15 protein-coding genes are annotated in these 16683 nt (G+C 56.9%); 4 read left to right on the top strand and 11 right to left on the bottom strand.

Annotated features, from left to right (window positions below):
• Nucleotides 1–166 precede the first annotated feature (166 nt).
• From VGH19_09330 to VGH19_09300, 7 genes are all read right to left on the bottom strand, one after another.
• Nucleotides 167–1171 (bottom strand): hypothetical protein, encoded by a 1005-nt coding sequence (locus VGH19_09330; protein ID HEY1171558.1) that lies wholly within the window; start codon nt 1169–1171, stop codon nt 167–169.
• Entirely contained in the window at nt 1168–2427 is a 1260-nt protein-coding gene (locus VGH19_09325; protein HEY1171557.1) for a hypothetical protein, read from the bottom strand. Before VGH19_09325 ends, VGH19_09330 begins: the two co-directional genes overlap by 4 nt.
• Nucleotides 2428–2620: 193 nt before the next feature.
• On the bottom strand, nt 2621–3667 hold the full coding sequence (locus VGH19_09320; GenBank protein ID HEY1171556.1) for a Gfo/Idh/MocA family oxidoreductase: 1047 nt from the start codon (nt 3665–3667) through the stop codon (nt 2621–2623).
• A gap of 4 nt (nt 3668–3671) precedes the next feature.
• Nucleotides 3672–4865, bottom strand: a complete 1194-nt coding sequence (locus VGH19_09315) for an LptF/LptG family permease (GenBank protein HEY1171555.1) — start codon at nt 4863–4865, stop codon at nt 3672–3674.
• A gap of 215 nt (nt 4866–5080) precedes the next feature.
• Nucleotides 5081–6328, bottom strand: coding sequence for an MgtC/SapB family protein (locus VGH19_09310; protein ID HEY1171554.1), 1248 nt, complete (start codon nt 6326–6328; stop codon nt 5081–5083).
• A 57-nt stretch (nt 6329–6385) separates the two neighbouring features.
• On the bottom strand, nt 6386–7198 hold the full coding sequence (locus VGH19_09305) for an SUMF1/EgtB/PvdO family nonheme iron enzyme (protein HEY1171553.1): 813 nt from the start codon (nt 7196–7198) through the stop codon (nt 6386–6388).
• 108 nt (nt 7199–7306) lie between these two features.
• On the bottom strand, nt 7307–7600 hold the full coding sequence (locus VGH19_09300) for a hypothetical protein (GenBank protein HEY1171552.1): 294 nt from the start codon (nt 7598–7600) through the stop codon (nt 7307–7309).
• 238 nt (nt 7601–7838) lie between these two features.
• Between VGH19_09300 and VGH19_09295 the strand changes: the two genes are divergently transcribed.
• Both VGH19_09295 and VGH19_09290 read left to right on the top strand, forming a co-directional pair.
• Complete coding sequence (locus VGH19_09295; GenBank protein ID HEY1171551.1) at nt 7839–8225, top strand: c-type cytochrome domain-containing protein; 387 nt, start codon at nt 7839–7841, stop codon at nt 8223–8225.
• A gap of 110 nt (nt 8226–8335) precedes the next feature.
• Nucleotides 8336–8740 (top strand): c-type cytochrome domain-containing protein, encoded by a 405-nt coding sequence (locus VGH19_09290; GenBank protein ID HEY1171550.1) that lies wholly within the window; start codon nt 8336–8338, stop codon nt 8738–8740.
• 80 nt (nt 8741–8820) lie between these two features.
• On the opposite strand, the gene VGH19_09285 is transcribed toward VGH19_09290, so the two are convergent.
• From VGH19_09285 to VGH19_09270, 4 genes are read right to left on the bottom strand one after another with little or no spacing between them, the layout of a single operon-like run.
• Entirely contained in the window at nt 8821–11130 is a 2310-nt protein-coding gene (locus VGH19_09285) for a secretin N-terminal domain-containing protein (protein ID HEY1171549.1), read from the bottom strand.
• Nucleotides 11127–11750, bottom strand: coding sequence for a type II secretion system protein GspM (gene gspM, locus VGH19_09280; protein HEY1171548.1), 624 nt, complete (start codon nt 11748–11750; stop codon nt 11127–11129). The genes VGH19_09285 and gspM overlap by 4 nt, the downstream gene beginning before the upstream one ends.
• Entirely contained in the window at nt 11747–13129 is a 1383-nt protein-coding gene (locus tag VGH19_09275; protein ID HEY1171547.1) for a hypothetical protein, read from the bottom strand. Before VGH19_09275 ends, gspM begins: the two co-directional genes overlap by 4 nt.
• A 1-nt stretch (nt 13130) precedes the next feature.
• A complete protein-coding gene (locus VGH19_09270) occupies nt 13131–14876 on the bottom strand; it encodes an ATPase, T2SS/T4P/T4SS family (GenBank protein HEY1171546.1) in 1746 nt (581 codons plus the stop codon).
• 214 nt (nt 14877–15090) lie between these two features.
• Here VGH19_09270 and VGH19_09265 point away from each other — a divergent pair, with 214 nt between their 5' ends.
• Both VGH19_09265 and VGH19_09260 read left to right on the top strand, forming a co-directional pair.
• On the top strand, nt 15091–15939 hold the full coding sequence (locus VGH19_09265) for a formyltetrahydrofolate deformylase (protein HEY1171545.1): 849 nt from the start codon (nt 15091–15093) through the stop codon (nt 15937–15939).
• 76 nt (nt 15940–16015) lie between these two features.
• Complete coding sequence (locus tag VGH19_09260; GenBank protein ID HEY1171544.1) at nt 16016–16582, top strand: DUF4256 domain-containing protein; 567 nt, start codon at nt 16016–16018, stop codon at nt 16580–16582.
• The last annotated feature ends 101 nt before the right edge of the window (nt 16583–16683 follow it).

Raw genomic sequence — 16683 nt, 5'->3', positions numbered from 1 at the left:
CTCCTTTGGGTCCCCATAACTATCTTCATGCCTCAACTCTACCGAGGGGGGTAGGACATTGGCTGTCCATGTGAATAATGTGGATAACTTTTACAGAATCAATATAAAACCCTAAATATCAAGATATTACGCGCTGTGATTGGCCAGTTTGGACTCTTCACCGTTTTCAAAAATCCTTACCTCGACGCGATTGTAGGGCGTCTATGACCCGTTCGCGTTTCTTCGGATCCGTGATCACCAACCGCATCTCCTCTTCTTTGCGCGCGCTCATCTCTATCAGCTTTTTCATCACCGCCGGATCATCCCAATCCAGAGGCGGTTGATTTGAGCGATCATACTTCTCATCGATCTTATAGAGCGCACGAAATTCCAGATCACTGACTCCTGATGCGCCTAGGTCATGACGCAATCGCTGGGCGACTGGTGATCTCTGCAGCTTGTATTCTTCAAGCTGCGAGGCGCTCATGATCTTCAACAGTTCAGCATCGCGTTCCTTGGCGAAGGCGGCTTTTTCGGCGAAAGGTTCTTCACCGGAATAACGATGATACTTCATGCCAATGGTGCCTTCCAACTGCATGTAACTGGAGGTGACCATGGCGACCTGACGGGATTGGAGCGGTGTGAGGAAGGCAAGCTGGCTTGGATTCTTATCCATGATGCCGTGGCGTATCTGCCTTTCCTTGTCCACATCCACTCCCAAGAGCGCGAACAGCAAGGCATCGCGTTCCTGGTTCAGTTGCATCTGCTTGCGGATGCGCTCCACCACAGCCTCACGATTCGCGCCGAAAGATGTCCAGTAATCGAAAGACAAGCCATCGCGACCGATACGCAATCGTTGGTTCAACGCGCGGACCTTGTGCGCGTAATCTTTGTCCACGAGAGCATAGATGATGTCCTGCACAGTGATCTCGGGACAACCGAGCGTGCGCAGGTTCTTCACGTAAGCGTGATAATCAGCCACGTTCATCTCATCCCACGTGAAAGTTTCACCCTCCACATCAATGACTTTGGGAGGTGCAGGTTCAGCGGTTTTTAAGCCCTTCACAGGAGATGCGGAAACAGAGGTCGTGGTGATCTGCTTTCTCTGACCGTTGAAATGCTGATACAGGAGACCCAATACCAGCAGTGCGTTCAGGAGCAGCGAACCGATATAAATAATACGGTAGTTCATGGCTGCTCCTTCTGTATGCGGGGAGAGATGCCGTTCATCCACCGGCCACCTTGTCGCTTGTAGTACTTATACCCGCGTTCTCCGATCACACCGATGACCGTCTTTTCCGTGGTGTCACGGATCGCCAATAATTTCTGCTGCCGCACCTCTTCAGTGAGGGATTGATCATTTCGCACAGCAGCCACGGCCTTGTTAACGTCCACCCGCATATCCACCACTTTCTTGGCCGCCTCGCGTGGAAAACCCAAGTATGGCGCTGCCAAGTATAGCTCCGCGTAAGCCATGTCACGGAAGAGGCGGAACTCGGCGTAACGCTCCGGCGTAAGAGATGCCTTCATCTGGTCGATGGCTTTTTGCTCATCGCGCTTCAGCTCCGCACGGCGTTCGTCCGTAGGTGGATTCCGAAAATCAAAAAGTTCATCCCTTGCTTTGTCCCATGCCTGATAAGCATCGTAGGAGGACCGGAACTCGGATTCTTTCACACCGATCGTGTAAAAGTCAGAACGCATGGAGGAGGCGATCTTGGAGGTGCGCAGATCATACTCGCGGATTTGCTCAGGTGTCATGAATTGCGCCAGTTCAGAGCGCATTTCCTTGAACTGTTCTTCCGGCAATTCGAGACGATGGAAACGAAGCCCTCCTTCACGTCCATCATCATCGGGATACAGGTCGTATTTTTTCTCCAAGCCGATGAGCTTCTCGCGTTGTTCGGCGGAGAGAAAGGCGTAACTGCCTTGGACCGCATCCTCATGCCGGTGATATGCGGCTCTGAGCGAACGCTCGCTGACCCCGAGAAGTTCCTGGATCAACGATGCCCTTTCGCTTTCCAGTTCCGATATGGTTTTGGTTACGGATGGATCCACTTTCGGAACGGGTGATCCGACAGGCTGCCCATATCTCTGCTCCCGTGCTGCAGCCATGATTCGCCGCAAGGGATTCAATTTTGGCTCGTACAAGTTGTCCAAATCGGCGAGGATGATGTCGCGGATGGTCGCTTCCGGGCAGTTCACAGTGCGCAGGTTGCGGATGTATTCCTTGTAATCCTCAGACTCCAGTCGCTGCCATTTGAAATTGTTCGGGATAATGTTTGTGATCGTGGTCGGAGCGGGTGTTTTTGCTTTCTTAGCTGGATGAGTAGCGATCCCCGCAGGTGCTTGTTTTGACACATCCGCCTTAGGAGAGGCGTTCAATATCCAAGCGAAGCCCAGCCCGATGTTCAGACAGAGGGATACCATCACCTTGGCCGTGGGAGTCATGTGCTATTCATATCCCCAAAGGAAGAAATGCTCAAGCAAAAGGGTTTGCTCAACAGGGCGCATCCGCGCAGTGCTCCAATGTGCTGCCGGCATGTTGCCGGCAGGAGCGGGGCATTCGTCAGGCATCGTCCGGTTCCATCAATCCGGGCTGGACCGCTCTCCGTCAGGCAGAACCGGCACGCCAATGACCGCCTCACCCCACACTCAACGGCAACGACACCGCATTCCCCGTCTCTGCCGCTATCAATCCCGCTTCCAAAATCTCCTGCGCATCACGCGCCACGCGATCCTGACACAACGGATGAAATGCCTCGCCCGTCTGCAGGCAATGCACAAAATGCGCCGTCGCATTCCGCAGATGCGGCGCCGGTTTCGGCACCTTCACCGCCTTGCCATAAGGCTCCTTCTCCGTCGCCAGCATCAACTTGCCCTCTGCTCCCGGCTCAACGATCAGTGTTCCCTCTGTCCCATAAATGCTCGTGAAATAAGAACTCATGTAACCCACCTGCGTCCAGGACGCCTCTGCGATGGATAACCCGCCCGGATACTGCATGAGCAACACCGCGTTATCCTCCACCACGATGTCTTCCTTGCACAAGCGACCGCTCATCGCCGTCACCCGGCTCGGCACACCAAGGAAGAAACGCGCCATCGCCGCGCCGTAGCAGCAGTAATCGATCAACGCACCGCCGCCGTTGCGATCCACATCATAAAGCCACTCGCAGAAGAACGAGGACGCGCCCATCTCCTTCGGCCCGCAATGCGCTGCGCGATACTTCGTCTGCCACACGCGCCCGATCGCCCCCTGCTCCACCAGCTTGATCGCCTGTTGCAATTGCGGCCACCACACCGTCGGCCAGTTCACCATCAGCCGGGTCTTCGCATTACGCGCCGTCGCGATCATCTCATCCGCACCCGCGAGCGTCGCCGCCATGGGTTTCTCAATCAGCACATCCAATCCCGCATCCGCCGCGAGAATGGCCGCGATCTCTCCCTCCGCATTGTCACCATAGATCAGCACCGCATCCAGCGTCTCACCTTCCAGCAAGTCTTGCGCAGAAGCATGGGCCCGCACTCCATATTCCTTCACCGCACGTTCGCGTAATGGCTCAATCTCATCTGACACCGCCACGAGCACCGCGTCACGATTGCTCTTCAGGTCTTTGAGATTATCCCACACATGATCATGCGTGAGGCCGATGACACCCAACCGGACCGGTGATGCTTTTTTTGTAGCCATAAAATTACTGTTTGTTCGCGCGCCAGAGCAGCCATGCGCCCAGCCCTTGGAAGAGGAACGTGGGTATCCACACGATGATATGCGGCATGTAGAGAGGCTGTGTCTCCACCGCCTGCGCCAGCACGATGAAGCTGTAATACACCGCCATCAAGATCACCGCCAGAAAGATGCCCACCGTCGTCTCCCGCCGATGCGCCCGTATGCCCAACGGAATCCCCACCATCACGAAGCCTAAGCAGGCGAAGGAAAACGAAAGCTGGCGATTGATGTGGAACTGGACGGGCGAAGGATTGAACCCCGCGCGTTCGAGGAATTTTCTCTCCTCCAAAAGTTCTGTGAACGTCATCTGGCCCAGACCCGGCTTCTGGCTGGCGCGTTTGATCAATTCATCCAATTGAATGACAGGCGTGGTGCCTTCCACTCCGGAGATGGGATGCCACCGCGCCAAGTCTTTCGTCATATCCTCGCTCTCCAACACGGGAACATCTGCGGTGACCTTTTCCACCACATTCGTGATGACCGATGCTTCCGGCGCCTTCTCCTTGTCTGGGTCATACGCCACGCCTTGCCATTGCTTGAGCTCGAAATAGACCTCACGCTTCTCCTTGTCTACCACCAATTTCCCTTCCGCCGCCTGCACCCGCCAGTCCACCTTTTCGTCTTTCAGGTGATAAACCCAAAGATCTTCCAACTGACCATCACGATTACGCCCGAGATAGATGATATGATCCGGAAACTCCGTGATGAACCGCCCCTCCTGCAAGAGCGCCAGCGGATCGCGCATGCCCTGATCGATGAGCAATTTCTTATACGCCACCCGCGCCCGCGGCCCCACCTCCATGTTCAACCACGCCGAGAACACACTGAGGCATATGCCCAGCAAGATCACCGGGCTCACCAGTGAAACCAGGCTGATGCCATTCGCCCGGATCGCTGTCAGCTCATGATCCGCACTGATGCGACCGAACACCAGCAACACCGCCGCCAGCAAACCCAACGGCAGCGCGAAGACCAGCACGAACGGGATCAGCAGCAACAGCGCCTGCAGGATCATGCCGCCCGTGGCCGCGCCATTCTGCAACATCAACGTGATGTCCTTCAGCGCATTGCTGAGCAAGAGCACACCGGCGCAGACGATGATGCTCATCGCCAGCGTCGCCAGCACCTGTCCCAGCAAATATCGGTAAAGCGTCTTCATCTAAACTGATCACGACCGTAACGGAAGCCGGAGCGTAAGGGATGAAGGAAGGATTGTCACGCGGAGCGTGGGCATCCCCGCCCATCAAGCCTCCTACTGACACTGCACAAATGCCAATGGATGAAGAAAGCAAGACAACACGCATCACCCTCGCCCCTCGGAGGGGAGAGGGCCGGGGTGAGGGGTGCTCCTGCGCTCAAAGAGGGCACTCCCCCTCACCCCGGCCACGCAAAAATGATCACCAATCCCCCGATGAACGCCCCACCGAACAACATCGCCACCCTCCCCAACAACGCCGGGTTCCCCAACACCGCCACAATGCCCGTCTTAAAAACCAGATTCGACAATGCCGCCACGATCACCAATCTCCAACCCGTCCTCCCATCCACATGCTGCTGCTGCACCATTTGAGATACAGACAACGTGATCGCATCCATATCCGTCAGCCCGGATAAGATCGCCACCGCATACAACCCTCGTTCACCGAAGTTCTCCTTCGCCGCCGCCACCCCCAGCAGCACCAATCCATACATCGCCCCAAACACCAGTGCCGCCTTCAGCTCCGAGGGGTTCTTCTGCTCCGGCATCTTGGATTTCCCATCACGCCCCTTGAACCACGCCACACCAGCCAGCACGATCGTGATCACCAGCAACGCACTGATCGGCCCCACCGCCTCCCGGAAAAACGCAGGCGCCGTCGTGACGATCAGCAGCAACACCCGGATGAACACGATCGCCGATGCGATCATCAGCACCACTGCCGCCAGCGATGCCGTGTTCGGACTCTCCTTCGTGCGCCGTGCATAACTCACCGTCGTCGCCGTGCTGGAGATGAGTCCGCCCAAGATACCACCCGTCAACGTCCCCGCCTTCTCCCCAAAAAATTTGTAGATGACATACCCCGTCAGGCTCAGCCCCACGATGAACACCACCATCAGCCACAACTTGAACGGATTCAGCACCGAATAAGGTCCGTAATACTCGTTCGGCAACACCGGCAGAATGATCATGCTGATCACCACGAACTGCATGATCGCCTTGAAATCCTCATCCCCGATCTTGCCCGCAAACCGCTTCATCTCCGGCTTCAAGTGCAGCAACACCGCCACCACTCCACCCACGATCACTCCCACCATCGCCGAACCCACCACCAGATACGCGCCCACGCAATACATCACCAGCATCGCCGTTTCCGTCGTCACACCCGTGTCCGGATGCGGCTTCTTCATCTCCGCCAGATTGCCCACCACCACCATCGCGCCGATCACCACAAACCCCATCGCCACGATCCATCCGCCGAACTCAGCCGCCAGCAACGCACTCATCGCCCCCGCCAATGTTATCAACGGAAACGTGCGAAACCCCGCGAGCGTCGCATTCGTCCGCTCCCTCTGCAAACCCACCAGCAAACCCAACGCCAGCGATAGCGCGATCGGTTTCAGGATGATCAAAAGCTCGTTCATGATTCCGTCCGCAATATGACCTAGATCACAGAAATAGCCATGCTGTGTTATCCTTCCTCAACGAAGCCGCCTGGCCGGCATCACACAACGAAAACCCACATCATTGCACGTCGAGTTCAAGGCTTCAAAAGCCTGATGCGAAGTCCGCGCCTGCTGGGGACTATAGGCATACGCACCACCACGGATGATCCCACGCTCACCGCGTTCTCCGAACAGATGCAACCACACCGAATCCTTGTGGTTATCACTCACCCACTCCCAAACATTCCCCGCCATATCCATGGCACCATAAGGACTCGCTCCCAGAGGAAATATCCCCGGCTCGATCTTCCTTCGTCCCTCCACAGTGATAGGCAACACACAAAGTTTTCCCGTCGCCTGAAACACTTTCTCCGGATCCAAGTTCGCCCGGTTCGTCTCGAACTGATCACCCCACGGATACCGCCTTCCATCCGTGCCCCGCGCCGCCTTCTCCCACTCCGCATTGCTCGGCAGCCGTTTTCCGGCCCATTCCGCATACGCGATGGCCTCCGGCTTAAAGACCTTCGTCACAGGCAAAGAATCTTCCCCCTCCGGATAATTGTGCGCTGGCTTGAACCGTTTGAACTCCCGGTTGGTCACCTCATACACATCGATGTAATAGGCGGGCAGATAAACTCGACGGCGCGGCCGCTCATCGGGCTCGGACTCAGGCTCATCACTCCCCATCCAGAACCAGCCCGCCGGAACGATTACCATCCCCTCCGGCGGCGGCGCATACTGCGCGTGCTCCGCCCGCCAGCGGCCAAAGGCACGCATACTCCCGAAGAGCACGAGGATGCCGACCACCGCGCCAAGCAGGGCAAGCAACCGGTGGGCGTGCTGTCTCACGGGACGGAGCATATGACGTATGAGACACCAAAGTGCGCCGCATTCCTCAAAAAAGAAACCCCGTCTGCACATTGCTTGCAGACGGGGTTGAAATCAGATGGAAGGGGATTATTCCTTCTTCTTTTTGTCACCCTTCTTCTTCATGTCTTCCTTCTGGGCGGCCTTCTCGGCGTCATCCAGCTTGCCATCGCCATTCTTGTCATACTTCTTGATGGCTTCTTCGCGGTCCTTCTTCATGGCCGCCTTCTCTTCGTCGTCCAGCTTGCCATTGGCATTCTTGTCATACTTCTTCAAGGCGGCCTCTTCAGCCTTCTTCTTCTTTTCTTCCTTGGATTCCTGGGCATTGACCGTGGCTCCGCCGAACATGGCGAGCACAACTGCGATGAGGATAAGTTTCTTCATAGGTTTGGTTTAAGTGATGACTTTCGTCATTAGGTGAGACGGAGGCAGTTCCGATTTGGTTACAGGATTGTTAATACCTTGGCGGCCAATCCTTTACCAGCACAGGAAACCGCCCAAAAAACCGTTTTGAAGAGAAAACCCGCTGCCAGCGTCGAAGAAATCAGCGGTCACCGCATAACCTGCATTTTTGACGTGCATAAGCCCCGGTGAACGGTATAGAAACTTAGCTGTCTCATTTATGCCTATGAAATTGATCATCACCACCTTGAGTGTTGTGGCGCTCGCCTTTGCTGCCCAAGCCGATCTGGGCGATGCCAGCAAGCTGCCGCCGGCCGCCAAAAAGACCGTTGATTTCGACAAGGACATCAAGCCCCTCTTCGAGAAGTCCTGCGTGAAATGCCACTCCGGCGAGAAGCCGAAAGGCAAATACAGCATGGAAACCAAGGAAGGCATCCTCAAGGAAGCCGTCAAAGGTGACAGCGCCAAGAGCGAACTCGTCCACCTCATGGCCGACCTCGTGGCTGATTCCGAGATGCCCCCGCTGGACAAGCGCGATAAGTTCCCGGCCCTGACCAAGGAACAGATCGGCCTCGTCCGCGCCTGGATCGATCAAGGCGCCAAGTAATCTTGGTCCCAAACAGTTTTCACAAAAGGCTCCGGTCACCCCGGAGCCTTTTTTATTTATGAATCTTCCCCCCACTGCACACGTCTGCTAGACCAGACCGGATAAAGCCTATGCGAACCCAGTTGATCCTCAGCCTCTCCTGCTGCCTGACCATCTCCGCACTCGGAGCAGACACGGTGGACATCAAAAAACTACCCACCCCGGCGAAACAAAAGGTGGAGTTCGCCAAAGACATCAAGCCGCTCTTGGACAAGTCCTGCACCGAATGCCATTCCGGTGAAAAACCCAAAGGCGGCTACAAGACTGATACCATTGAGGGCCTGACCAAAGGCAGCGGCAGCGATGTCCCCATCATCCCCGGCAACAGCGCCAAAAGCCCGCTCATCCATTACGTGGCGGACCTCATCGCCGAATCCGAGATGCCCCCCACGGACAAACGCGAAAAATATCCCGCACTGAACAAAGACCAGATCGCCCTCCTGCGCGCATGGATCGATCAGGGCGCGAAGCATTAGAGCGGTTTTCTGGCTGATACTGGAAAACAAAAAGCCCGGAACTGTTTCCACAGTTCCGGGCTTGTGATTTTTATAAAGACTTACTGCTTCGATGCCGGTGGCGTGGCCGGGACCGCATTCGGATCAGCCGGCACAGGCGTCGGCTGGAGCGGATTGCCCGGCAGTAACATCTCATCCTTCACCACCGGCTTCCGGGACTTCTTCATCTTCTCCATCTCCTTCTCGGATTTCTCCGCCAGCTTGCTCTCCTCATTCAGGATGTCCATCTCCGCCTTACGCACACCGGAGAGGCGTTGACGCTCAGACTCCGCCACACTGCTCGCGATCTCCGGCGTCTTCAACACCGTCGGACGGATCAACACGATCAGTTCCACCCGGTCATTGTTATCACTCTTCTGGCTGAACAAAGCGCCCAGCACCGGGATGTCCTTCAGGAACGGCACACCCGTCTTGCTCTTGCGTTTGTTGGAGCTGATGAAGCCGCCCAAGATCACCGTTTCGCCATTCTTCACGGCGACTCGCGCGGTGGCGTTGCGCTCCGTGGTCGTCGGCACCAGGTTGCCGTCGATCTCACGGTTCTCACCCAACTGCGCCACCTGCTGGTCGATGTCCAGCACCACCAGGCCATCCTGGTTGATCAAAGGCAGCACGCTCAAGTTGATGCCCACCGGCTGGTTCTGGAACTGGGAACGCGCACCACCGTTGATGTCCGAGGTGGTGCCCGTGATGAAAGGCACCGTCTGGCCGACGAACAACGATGCCTCCACCGCGTGTGACGTCTGGATGCGCGGACGTGAGAGAACGTTGATGGATCCATCACCCGCTGTGGCGCTCACCGCCAGATCCCAACTGCCCATCTGGCCGAAGTAGCTGAAGCCATTGTCCAAACCGCCCGGAAAATTCGTCAGACTGCCGAAGTCGGTGAATTTGCTCCCGCCGAAGAGGCGTTTCGCACCCTTGTCAAAGGATGTGGCGTTGGCCGCAGACACCCCGAAGTTAAAGGAGTCGCTCAAAGAAACTTCCATGATGACCGCTTCGATCAGCACCTGTTGCTGCACCACATCCAGCTCCTTGATGATCTTCTTGATCATGTCCCGTTCTTCCTTCGTGCCGAAAACGAGCAAAGCATTCGTGCGCTCATCGGGGATGATCTTCGCATCACCCAAGATCGGCAAGCTGCCGCCTGACGCGGCCCGGTTCACGATGTTGGCGAGCTGGTTCTGAAAATTCGCCTGGTTGCCAGCCACATTCCCTGTGGTGCCGGGACGGTTCTGCAAAGTGTTCACACCACCTTGTTGCCCCCCAAATCCGCCGGTGTTGCCCACGCCCAAGCTGCCGCCCGTGCGGCTGTTCGCGCCGGATAAACGGCTGGTGGTGCCGGATCGTCCGGTCGTTCCCGTCGTCCGCGCACCCGTGCTGCCCACCGATCCGCCGGAGGTCAGGCTGCCCAATACGGAGGCCATATCCGCCGACAAGGCGTACTTGATCGGGATCAATTCCAGCTCCACTTCCATCGGGATGTTCACATCGAGCTCTTTGATGATCTCGACCATGCGCGCGATGTTCACGGAGTAATCACGCAGGATCAGCTTGCGCGTGCCATCGATCGGTATGATGCCGTTCGGTACTTTGCTGAACGGCGTCAGCACCTGCTGCATCTCGCTCGGCAGCGCATTCGTGAGTGTGACGATGCGTGTCTCGTAAGACTGCGCCTCCACGATCATGTCCCCGGCGGTTTTGAAACGCGTGCCTTGCTGAAACGCCATCGCTTCTGGCACGGCCACGGCCAGCTTTTCGCCCATCGGCAGGATCACCACGCCATTCTGCGCCAGCACAGTATCCATGGCCTGGAGCAGTTCCGATTTGGTCAGCGGTGTCTGGATCTCCAAGGAAACAGTCGCCTTCAGTAATGGCGCGATCGCTGTTCCCTGGATGATGGTGCGCCCCACCTGCTCCGCGTAAAACTTGATGAATTGCGAGAGTTCCATCTGCGGGAACCTCAGATCCTCGATCGGGATCAATTGTTCACCGGCGGCATTCACTGCGCCGGAGCCCGGTGCCACCTGTGCCGCTACGTTTGGCAGCGGCTGGTTTGCGCCGGGCGTCACCGCCTGCACCATTCCCGGAGCAGGAGCCGGCGCGGCAGGAGAACTGGGTGCTGGTGGAACCGCAGGCAAGGCCGGCGGCGCTTGCGGCGCAGGCGGCGTCTGGGCTTGCGGCGCGACAGGCGAACCCGGAGCGGCTGGCGTCTGCGGCGTGCGCGACGGGCGGCGGATCATGTTCGTCGAGCCAGGCGCCGGCGGGCCACCCGGAGCGGGCGGCGTTTGGGCCGTAAGATTCAAAGCCACTGCCCCCAGACAGATGGCGGTCAACGGGAGGTTCTTCTTCATGGGGTCTTGTCAGTTAAATTGGTTGATTTGTTGGCCAGCGGACCGCTGGCCGTCCGTTCCTTCTTCTCCACTTCGTAATTGGCCACCAGTGTGAGATAGCCCCGCAATAGCATCTTGGTACTGTCCGGTGCCAGGGAAAACTCCCGCACCCGCACGGAGGAATTGCCGTCACTCAGACGGTAGAGAAAATTCACCACCGCTTTTTCTTCCGCGCCCACGAGGGTGATTTTGAGGCTCAGTTCCTGGAAATACTTGTTCGTAGTATTCAAGTTCACCGTGGGCGGGCTGATATTGTTGTAGGAAAGGCCCGTCTGCGCGGCGAGCGTGTTGACTGCACGGGAATAGTGAGCCGATGCATCACTGGCCGCCACCACCGGCGCGCTGTTCGTGGATTCCAGCTCGGCCAGGCGGGCCTGGATCTTCGGCAACTCGGCGATCGTCTTTTCGTAATCCGCCAAAGTCTTGAGCTTTTCTGCGCGCTCCTGGTTCACCGGTCCCCAGTTCTTGAACTGCGGAAAGATGAAAAGAAAGTTCAGCACCAGGGCGAACACGATCACCACGCCGATGACGAATTTGCGCTCCTGCGGAGTCAGGTTGAGATTTTGCCACCAGTTGCTCATCTTTCGTCCCCCCCGGCGAGTTCGCAGTCAAAGGACCAGTTCCAGTTCCCGGTCGCCATGCGGCTGGAATTGGGCACCATCACTTCCTTGAAGACCGGATGGCCGTTCACTGTCAATCCCCGTAACTGGTCGGCATAATCGTACACCTTGTCCTTGTTCGCGGCATCCACTGTCCCTTGCACGTTCAGGCGTGAGCCTTTGCTGAATGAAAGTGTGGAAAGGGTCATGTTCTCCGGCAGGTTCACCACGATTGTTTTCCAGGCATCCAGCGCCGCGAACCGGAGGTTGATCTGGTTCTCCACCACCTTGATCTTCTCGCCCAGCTGCACCGTTTTCTTGTACTGCGGATCCAGATCGTCGATCCTGGCCGTCAGATTGTTGCGCTGGTAAATGCGGTATTGCAGGGCTCCCAGATAGACCCCCACGCCGATGACATAGAGCAACGCCACCAGCCCCAAACTGCGCATCCACAGGCGCTCGATAAATTGCTGGCGGTAACGCACCGCATAATCCGGCGGCATCAGGCCGGGATTGATATCCTTCCGCAGGGCGTGCGCTGCGCTCGCCGTGGCCTGTTCGGTCACGGGCTTGGGCTTCACTACCTCCACTGCACCCTCCGCGGCTTGCTGCACCACGGGCAGCCAGCTCGCCGCCGTCTGGTCATCCGCCACCAGATGCCACTTGAAAGGCGTCACAAACCACCCTTCCACTTCACCTGCCCACGAAACTTTCGCCACTTGATCCTGCAACTCGCGCACCCAATTAGGTTCCGTGGTCAGCTTGAACAGGCTTGCCTGTTGCAATACTCCGCCGAACCACCATGCGATGATGCAGGCCGCGTTCTCGCCTTCTTTCCGCGGATAGATCCACGCACTGTTCTCCGCCACCGGCCGCTCGATCAGTTCATGGATAGCCGGAAGCTCCAGACGATCTGCCTGATAACCGCCCGCTTCCAGCTTGCCCAGATGCTCTTCCACCACATCTCGTGCGGCGATAAGGACCAAAACCGTGCGGGGCGTTCCCGGTACCGATTGCGCCGTAGGCACATGCTCGACCGTCCAGACGATCTGGGCCAAAGGCAGCGGAGAAAGTTTTTCCAGTTGAAACTCCACCATCGCGGGCACTTCTGATTCCTCGCAAGGCGGCAAATGCAGCACGCGCAGAAAAACTTTGTCGTCCGGCAACCAGGCGACATTCAAGGAAGGGTTCCACAACTGGCTCCAGCCTTTGGCCACCCAGTTGGCTGGAGGCGCTTCCATGGGGCCAAGCGCCTTTTGCCCGGCTGGCACACAACGGTTGCCATTACGGGTAAAATGCCAGACCTCACGGCGCGTCTGTTCGCCGGAAGAAAGGACATTGCAATAATTCGCGCGCCCCATGCTACTCCTTGGTCATGAAAATGGTGTTCTGGTCTTCCAGCAGGGACTGGTGCTCTTCCGTTTGTGTCACACGCAGCACTTCCTCCACCGTGGTGATGCCCTCGCGAACTTTCTTCCAGCCGTCATGACGCAACGTGCGCATGCCTTGAGCCACTGCTTTCTGCGCAATGGTCGAGGCCGCCGAACGGTTCAGGATCAACGGACGAAGATCCTCGTTCACGACCAGCAGTTCATAGATGCCCAAACGGCCCGTGTAACCGGAGCCGCGGCATTCATCACATCCTGCACCGTGCCAGAATTTCGCAGTGGGCAACTCCGCCGCCGGATAACCCAGCTTGCGCAAGTAATCGCGATCTACCTTCTGCTCCACTTTGCAGTGCGGGCAGATGGTACGCACGAGACGTTGCGCCAGCACGGCCTCGATGGACGAAGCTACTAGGAACGGCTCGATGCCCATGTCGATCAAACGCGTGAACGCGCTGGAGGCATCATTCGTGTGCAGTGTGCTGAATACCAAGTGACCCGTGAGCGCCGCGCGGATGGCGATCTCCGCCGTCTCCAAGTCACGGATCTCACCCACCATGATCACGTTCGGGTCTTGGCGCAGGATATGACGCAAGCCCACTGCGAATGTCAGACCGATGTCTGAACGCACTGCGATCTGGTTGATGCCCTTGAGTTCGTATTCGACCGGCTCCTCGATCGTGATGATGCGTTTATGCACCGAGTTGATCGTGTTGAGGAACGCGTAAAGTGAAGTGGATTTACCGGCACCCGTAGGCCCGGTGACCAAGATGATGCCGTGAGGTTTGACGATCAGGTCACGGAGCGCATCGTCTTCCCGCTTGGAGAAACCAAGTTTTTCCAGACCGATCAATACCTTGCCACGCGAGAGCAAACGCAAGGACACGCTCTCACCGTAAACCGTCGGCACGGTAGATACGCGGATGTCGATCTCCTCGCCCTTGATGCGGACGTTGATACGACCATCTTGCGGCAAACGCTTCTCCGAGATGTTCATTCCGGACATCACCTTGATACGCGAGATGATGGCCGATTGATAATGCTTCAACTGCGGGGGCATCGGCGTCTGATGCAAGATGCCGTCGATGCGGTAACGGATGCGCAGCTCGTCTTCGTTCGGTTCGAAATGGATGTCCGTGGCGCGCGTTTTGTGCGCTTCCCAGATGATCTGGTTCACGAATTTGATGATGGAGGCTTCTTGGTCGTCCTCGGTGATCTCCTTGTCACTGACCTCCAGGTCCAGAGGATCATCCTTGGCGATCTCATCCAACGTCTCGGCACCCACGCCATAATATTTCTTCAACGCCTTCTCGATCTCTTCACGCGGAGCCAGGGCGAATGTCACCGGGCAACCGGCATCGAATTGCACTGCGCTCAACATGCCAGCATCAAAAGGGTCGCTGACAGCGATCTGCAGTTTGCCGTCGATGAAAGCTGTCGGCAGGATATTGTATTGGAAAGCGATCTTGGTGGAGATACGGGCGCGGGCCTCAGCCGGCACATCGACCTTCTTCAATTCCACGAATTCCCAACCCAGCGCATGAGCCAGCTTTTGGAGGAACTGATCCTGGCTCATCCCGGCTTCCCGGCAGAAAAAGGCGAGCAAGCCCTCTTGAGAGCCATTCTCCGCCGAGATGCGCCACGCCTTACGCCACTCCTCGAACTGGTCGGGAGTCGCCAGTGCCGCATCGGCGAGTACCGACTTGATAGACCTAAATGCCATGTATGCTACTGGTTAACTTCAAATCGTGTAACACGAGAAGCTAGGGAAAGTTGCGCCATGGGTCAAAGGATTTACGGAAAACATCACGTTAAGAGGCATTTTGCATAACTTTGCATTAACTCATGCTACAATCACACAAAGAGAAGCGGCCCTAATGCATGCGAAAAAGATTTACTCAAACGGCACTTCCCGCCTTCATTTCCCGCTTAAGTCTATGAAACGTCTGGCCACCATCACCGTCATCGGCAAGGACAAGACGGGCGTCATCGCCCGCATCACGAATTATCTTTTCTTACAGGGCGCGAACATCGAGGCCCTCGAGGAACAGGTCACTCGTGGCCAGTTCAGCATGACGGTGAACGCCTCCTGGCCGGAGGAAAAACTTGTGGCGGCATCGGTAAAGACCGGCTTGGCCGCCCTCGGCCAAGAACTCGGTATGGAGATCACCCTGCGCTTCACCAAGCCACATACCCGCCAGCGCATGGCTATCTTCGTTACGAAAGAACCGCGCTGCCTTGAAACCCTCCTCGCTGCCGCCAAGTCCGGCAAGATCCGCCAAGCAGAACCCGTGTTAGTGCTGGGCAATCATCGCGACCTCGAACCGATGGCGAAGAAAGCCGGTCTGCCGTTCATTCATCTTCCTTGGGAAGACCGCGCGCAATCCGAAGCGAAAGCGCTGGAGATCCTCGCCGAGCATGAGATCGATTTCGTGGTGCTCGCGCGCTTCATGAAGATCCTCTCGCCGAACTTCGTGTGGCGCTACAAGAACAAGATCATCAACATCCATCCTTCCTTGTTGCCCAGCTTCCCTGGACCGCAAGCCTATCGCCAGGCCTACGAGCACGGCGTGAAGATCATCGGTGTGACCGCGCATTTCGTGAGCATGCACCTCGATGAAGGCCCCATCATCGCTCAAAGCGCCTTCCCGGTGAAGCCCACCTACACACTCAAAGAGATCATGGACCAAGGCCAGAAGCTCGAAGCCAAAACTCTCCTGAAAGGTGTGCAGCTCTACCTCACCAAACAGCTCGACGTGCATTGGGGCAAGGTCAAATGGGTATAGACCGGCTGTTTACAAATCTCGGCGCTCTCAGCATTTGAAACCGCCGGGCTCACAGCTAGAGTTCAAAACATAGCCTATGAAATCCGCCAAGAATGCGCTGTCCCCCGCTCAAAGCAAAGCACTGCTCTCTGCTTTAAAAAACCGCTTCGAGAAAAACCCGGCCCGTCATCAAGACCTTGATTGGAGCAATGTTCAGACACGTCTCGAAGCCAGCCCGGAAAAATTCTGGTCTCTCCACGAGATGGAAACGACCGGTGGCGAACCCGATGTCATCGCCCACGATAAAAAATCGGGCGAGTACACTTTCTTCGATTGCTCCGCCGAGACACCCAAAGCCCGCGTCAGCGTCTGTTACGACCGCGAAGGTCTCGACTCCCGCAAAGAGCACAAACCAAAGACCACCGCCATGGACATGGCCACGGCCATGGGTGTCCAACTGCTGACCGAGGAAGAATATTTCGACCTGCAAAAACTCGGCACCTTCGACACCAAGACCTCGAGCTGGATCAAAACCCCTGCGGCCATCCGCGACCTCGGCGGTGCCCTCTACGGAGAACGCCGCTACGGCCGCGTATTCACCGGTCACAACGGCGCCCAATCCTACTACGCCGCCCGCGGCTTCCGCGCCTCGCTCAAAGTCTGACGACTCACCGGACAAATAGCAGACAGAGCCCGAACATCTGAATCCCGTCCTCGGAACCAATCCAGCATCCTGTAAATCTTGTCGATCCTGTCAAAACCCTC

It is taken from the genome of Verrucomicrobiia bacterium, from assembly GCA_036405135.1.
GTDB lineage: Bacteria > Verrucomicrobiota > Verrucomicrobiia > Limisphaerales > JAEYXS01 > JAEYXS01.
The sequence above is the reverse complement of the archived record's forward strand: the minus strand, read 5'-3'. Positions and strand labels throughout refer to the sequence as shown.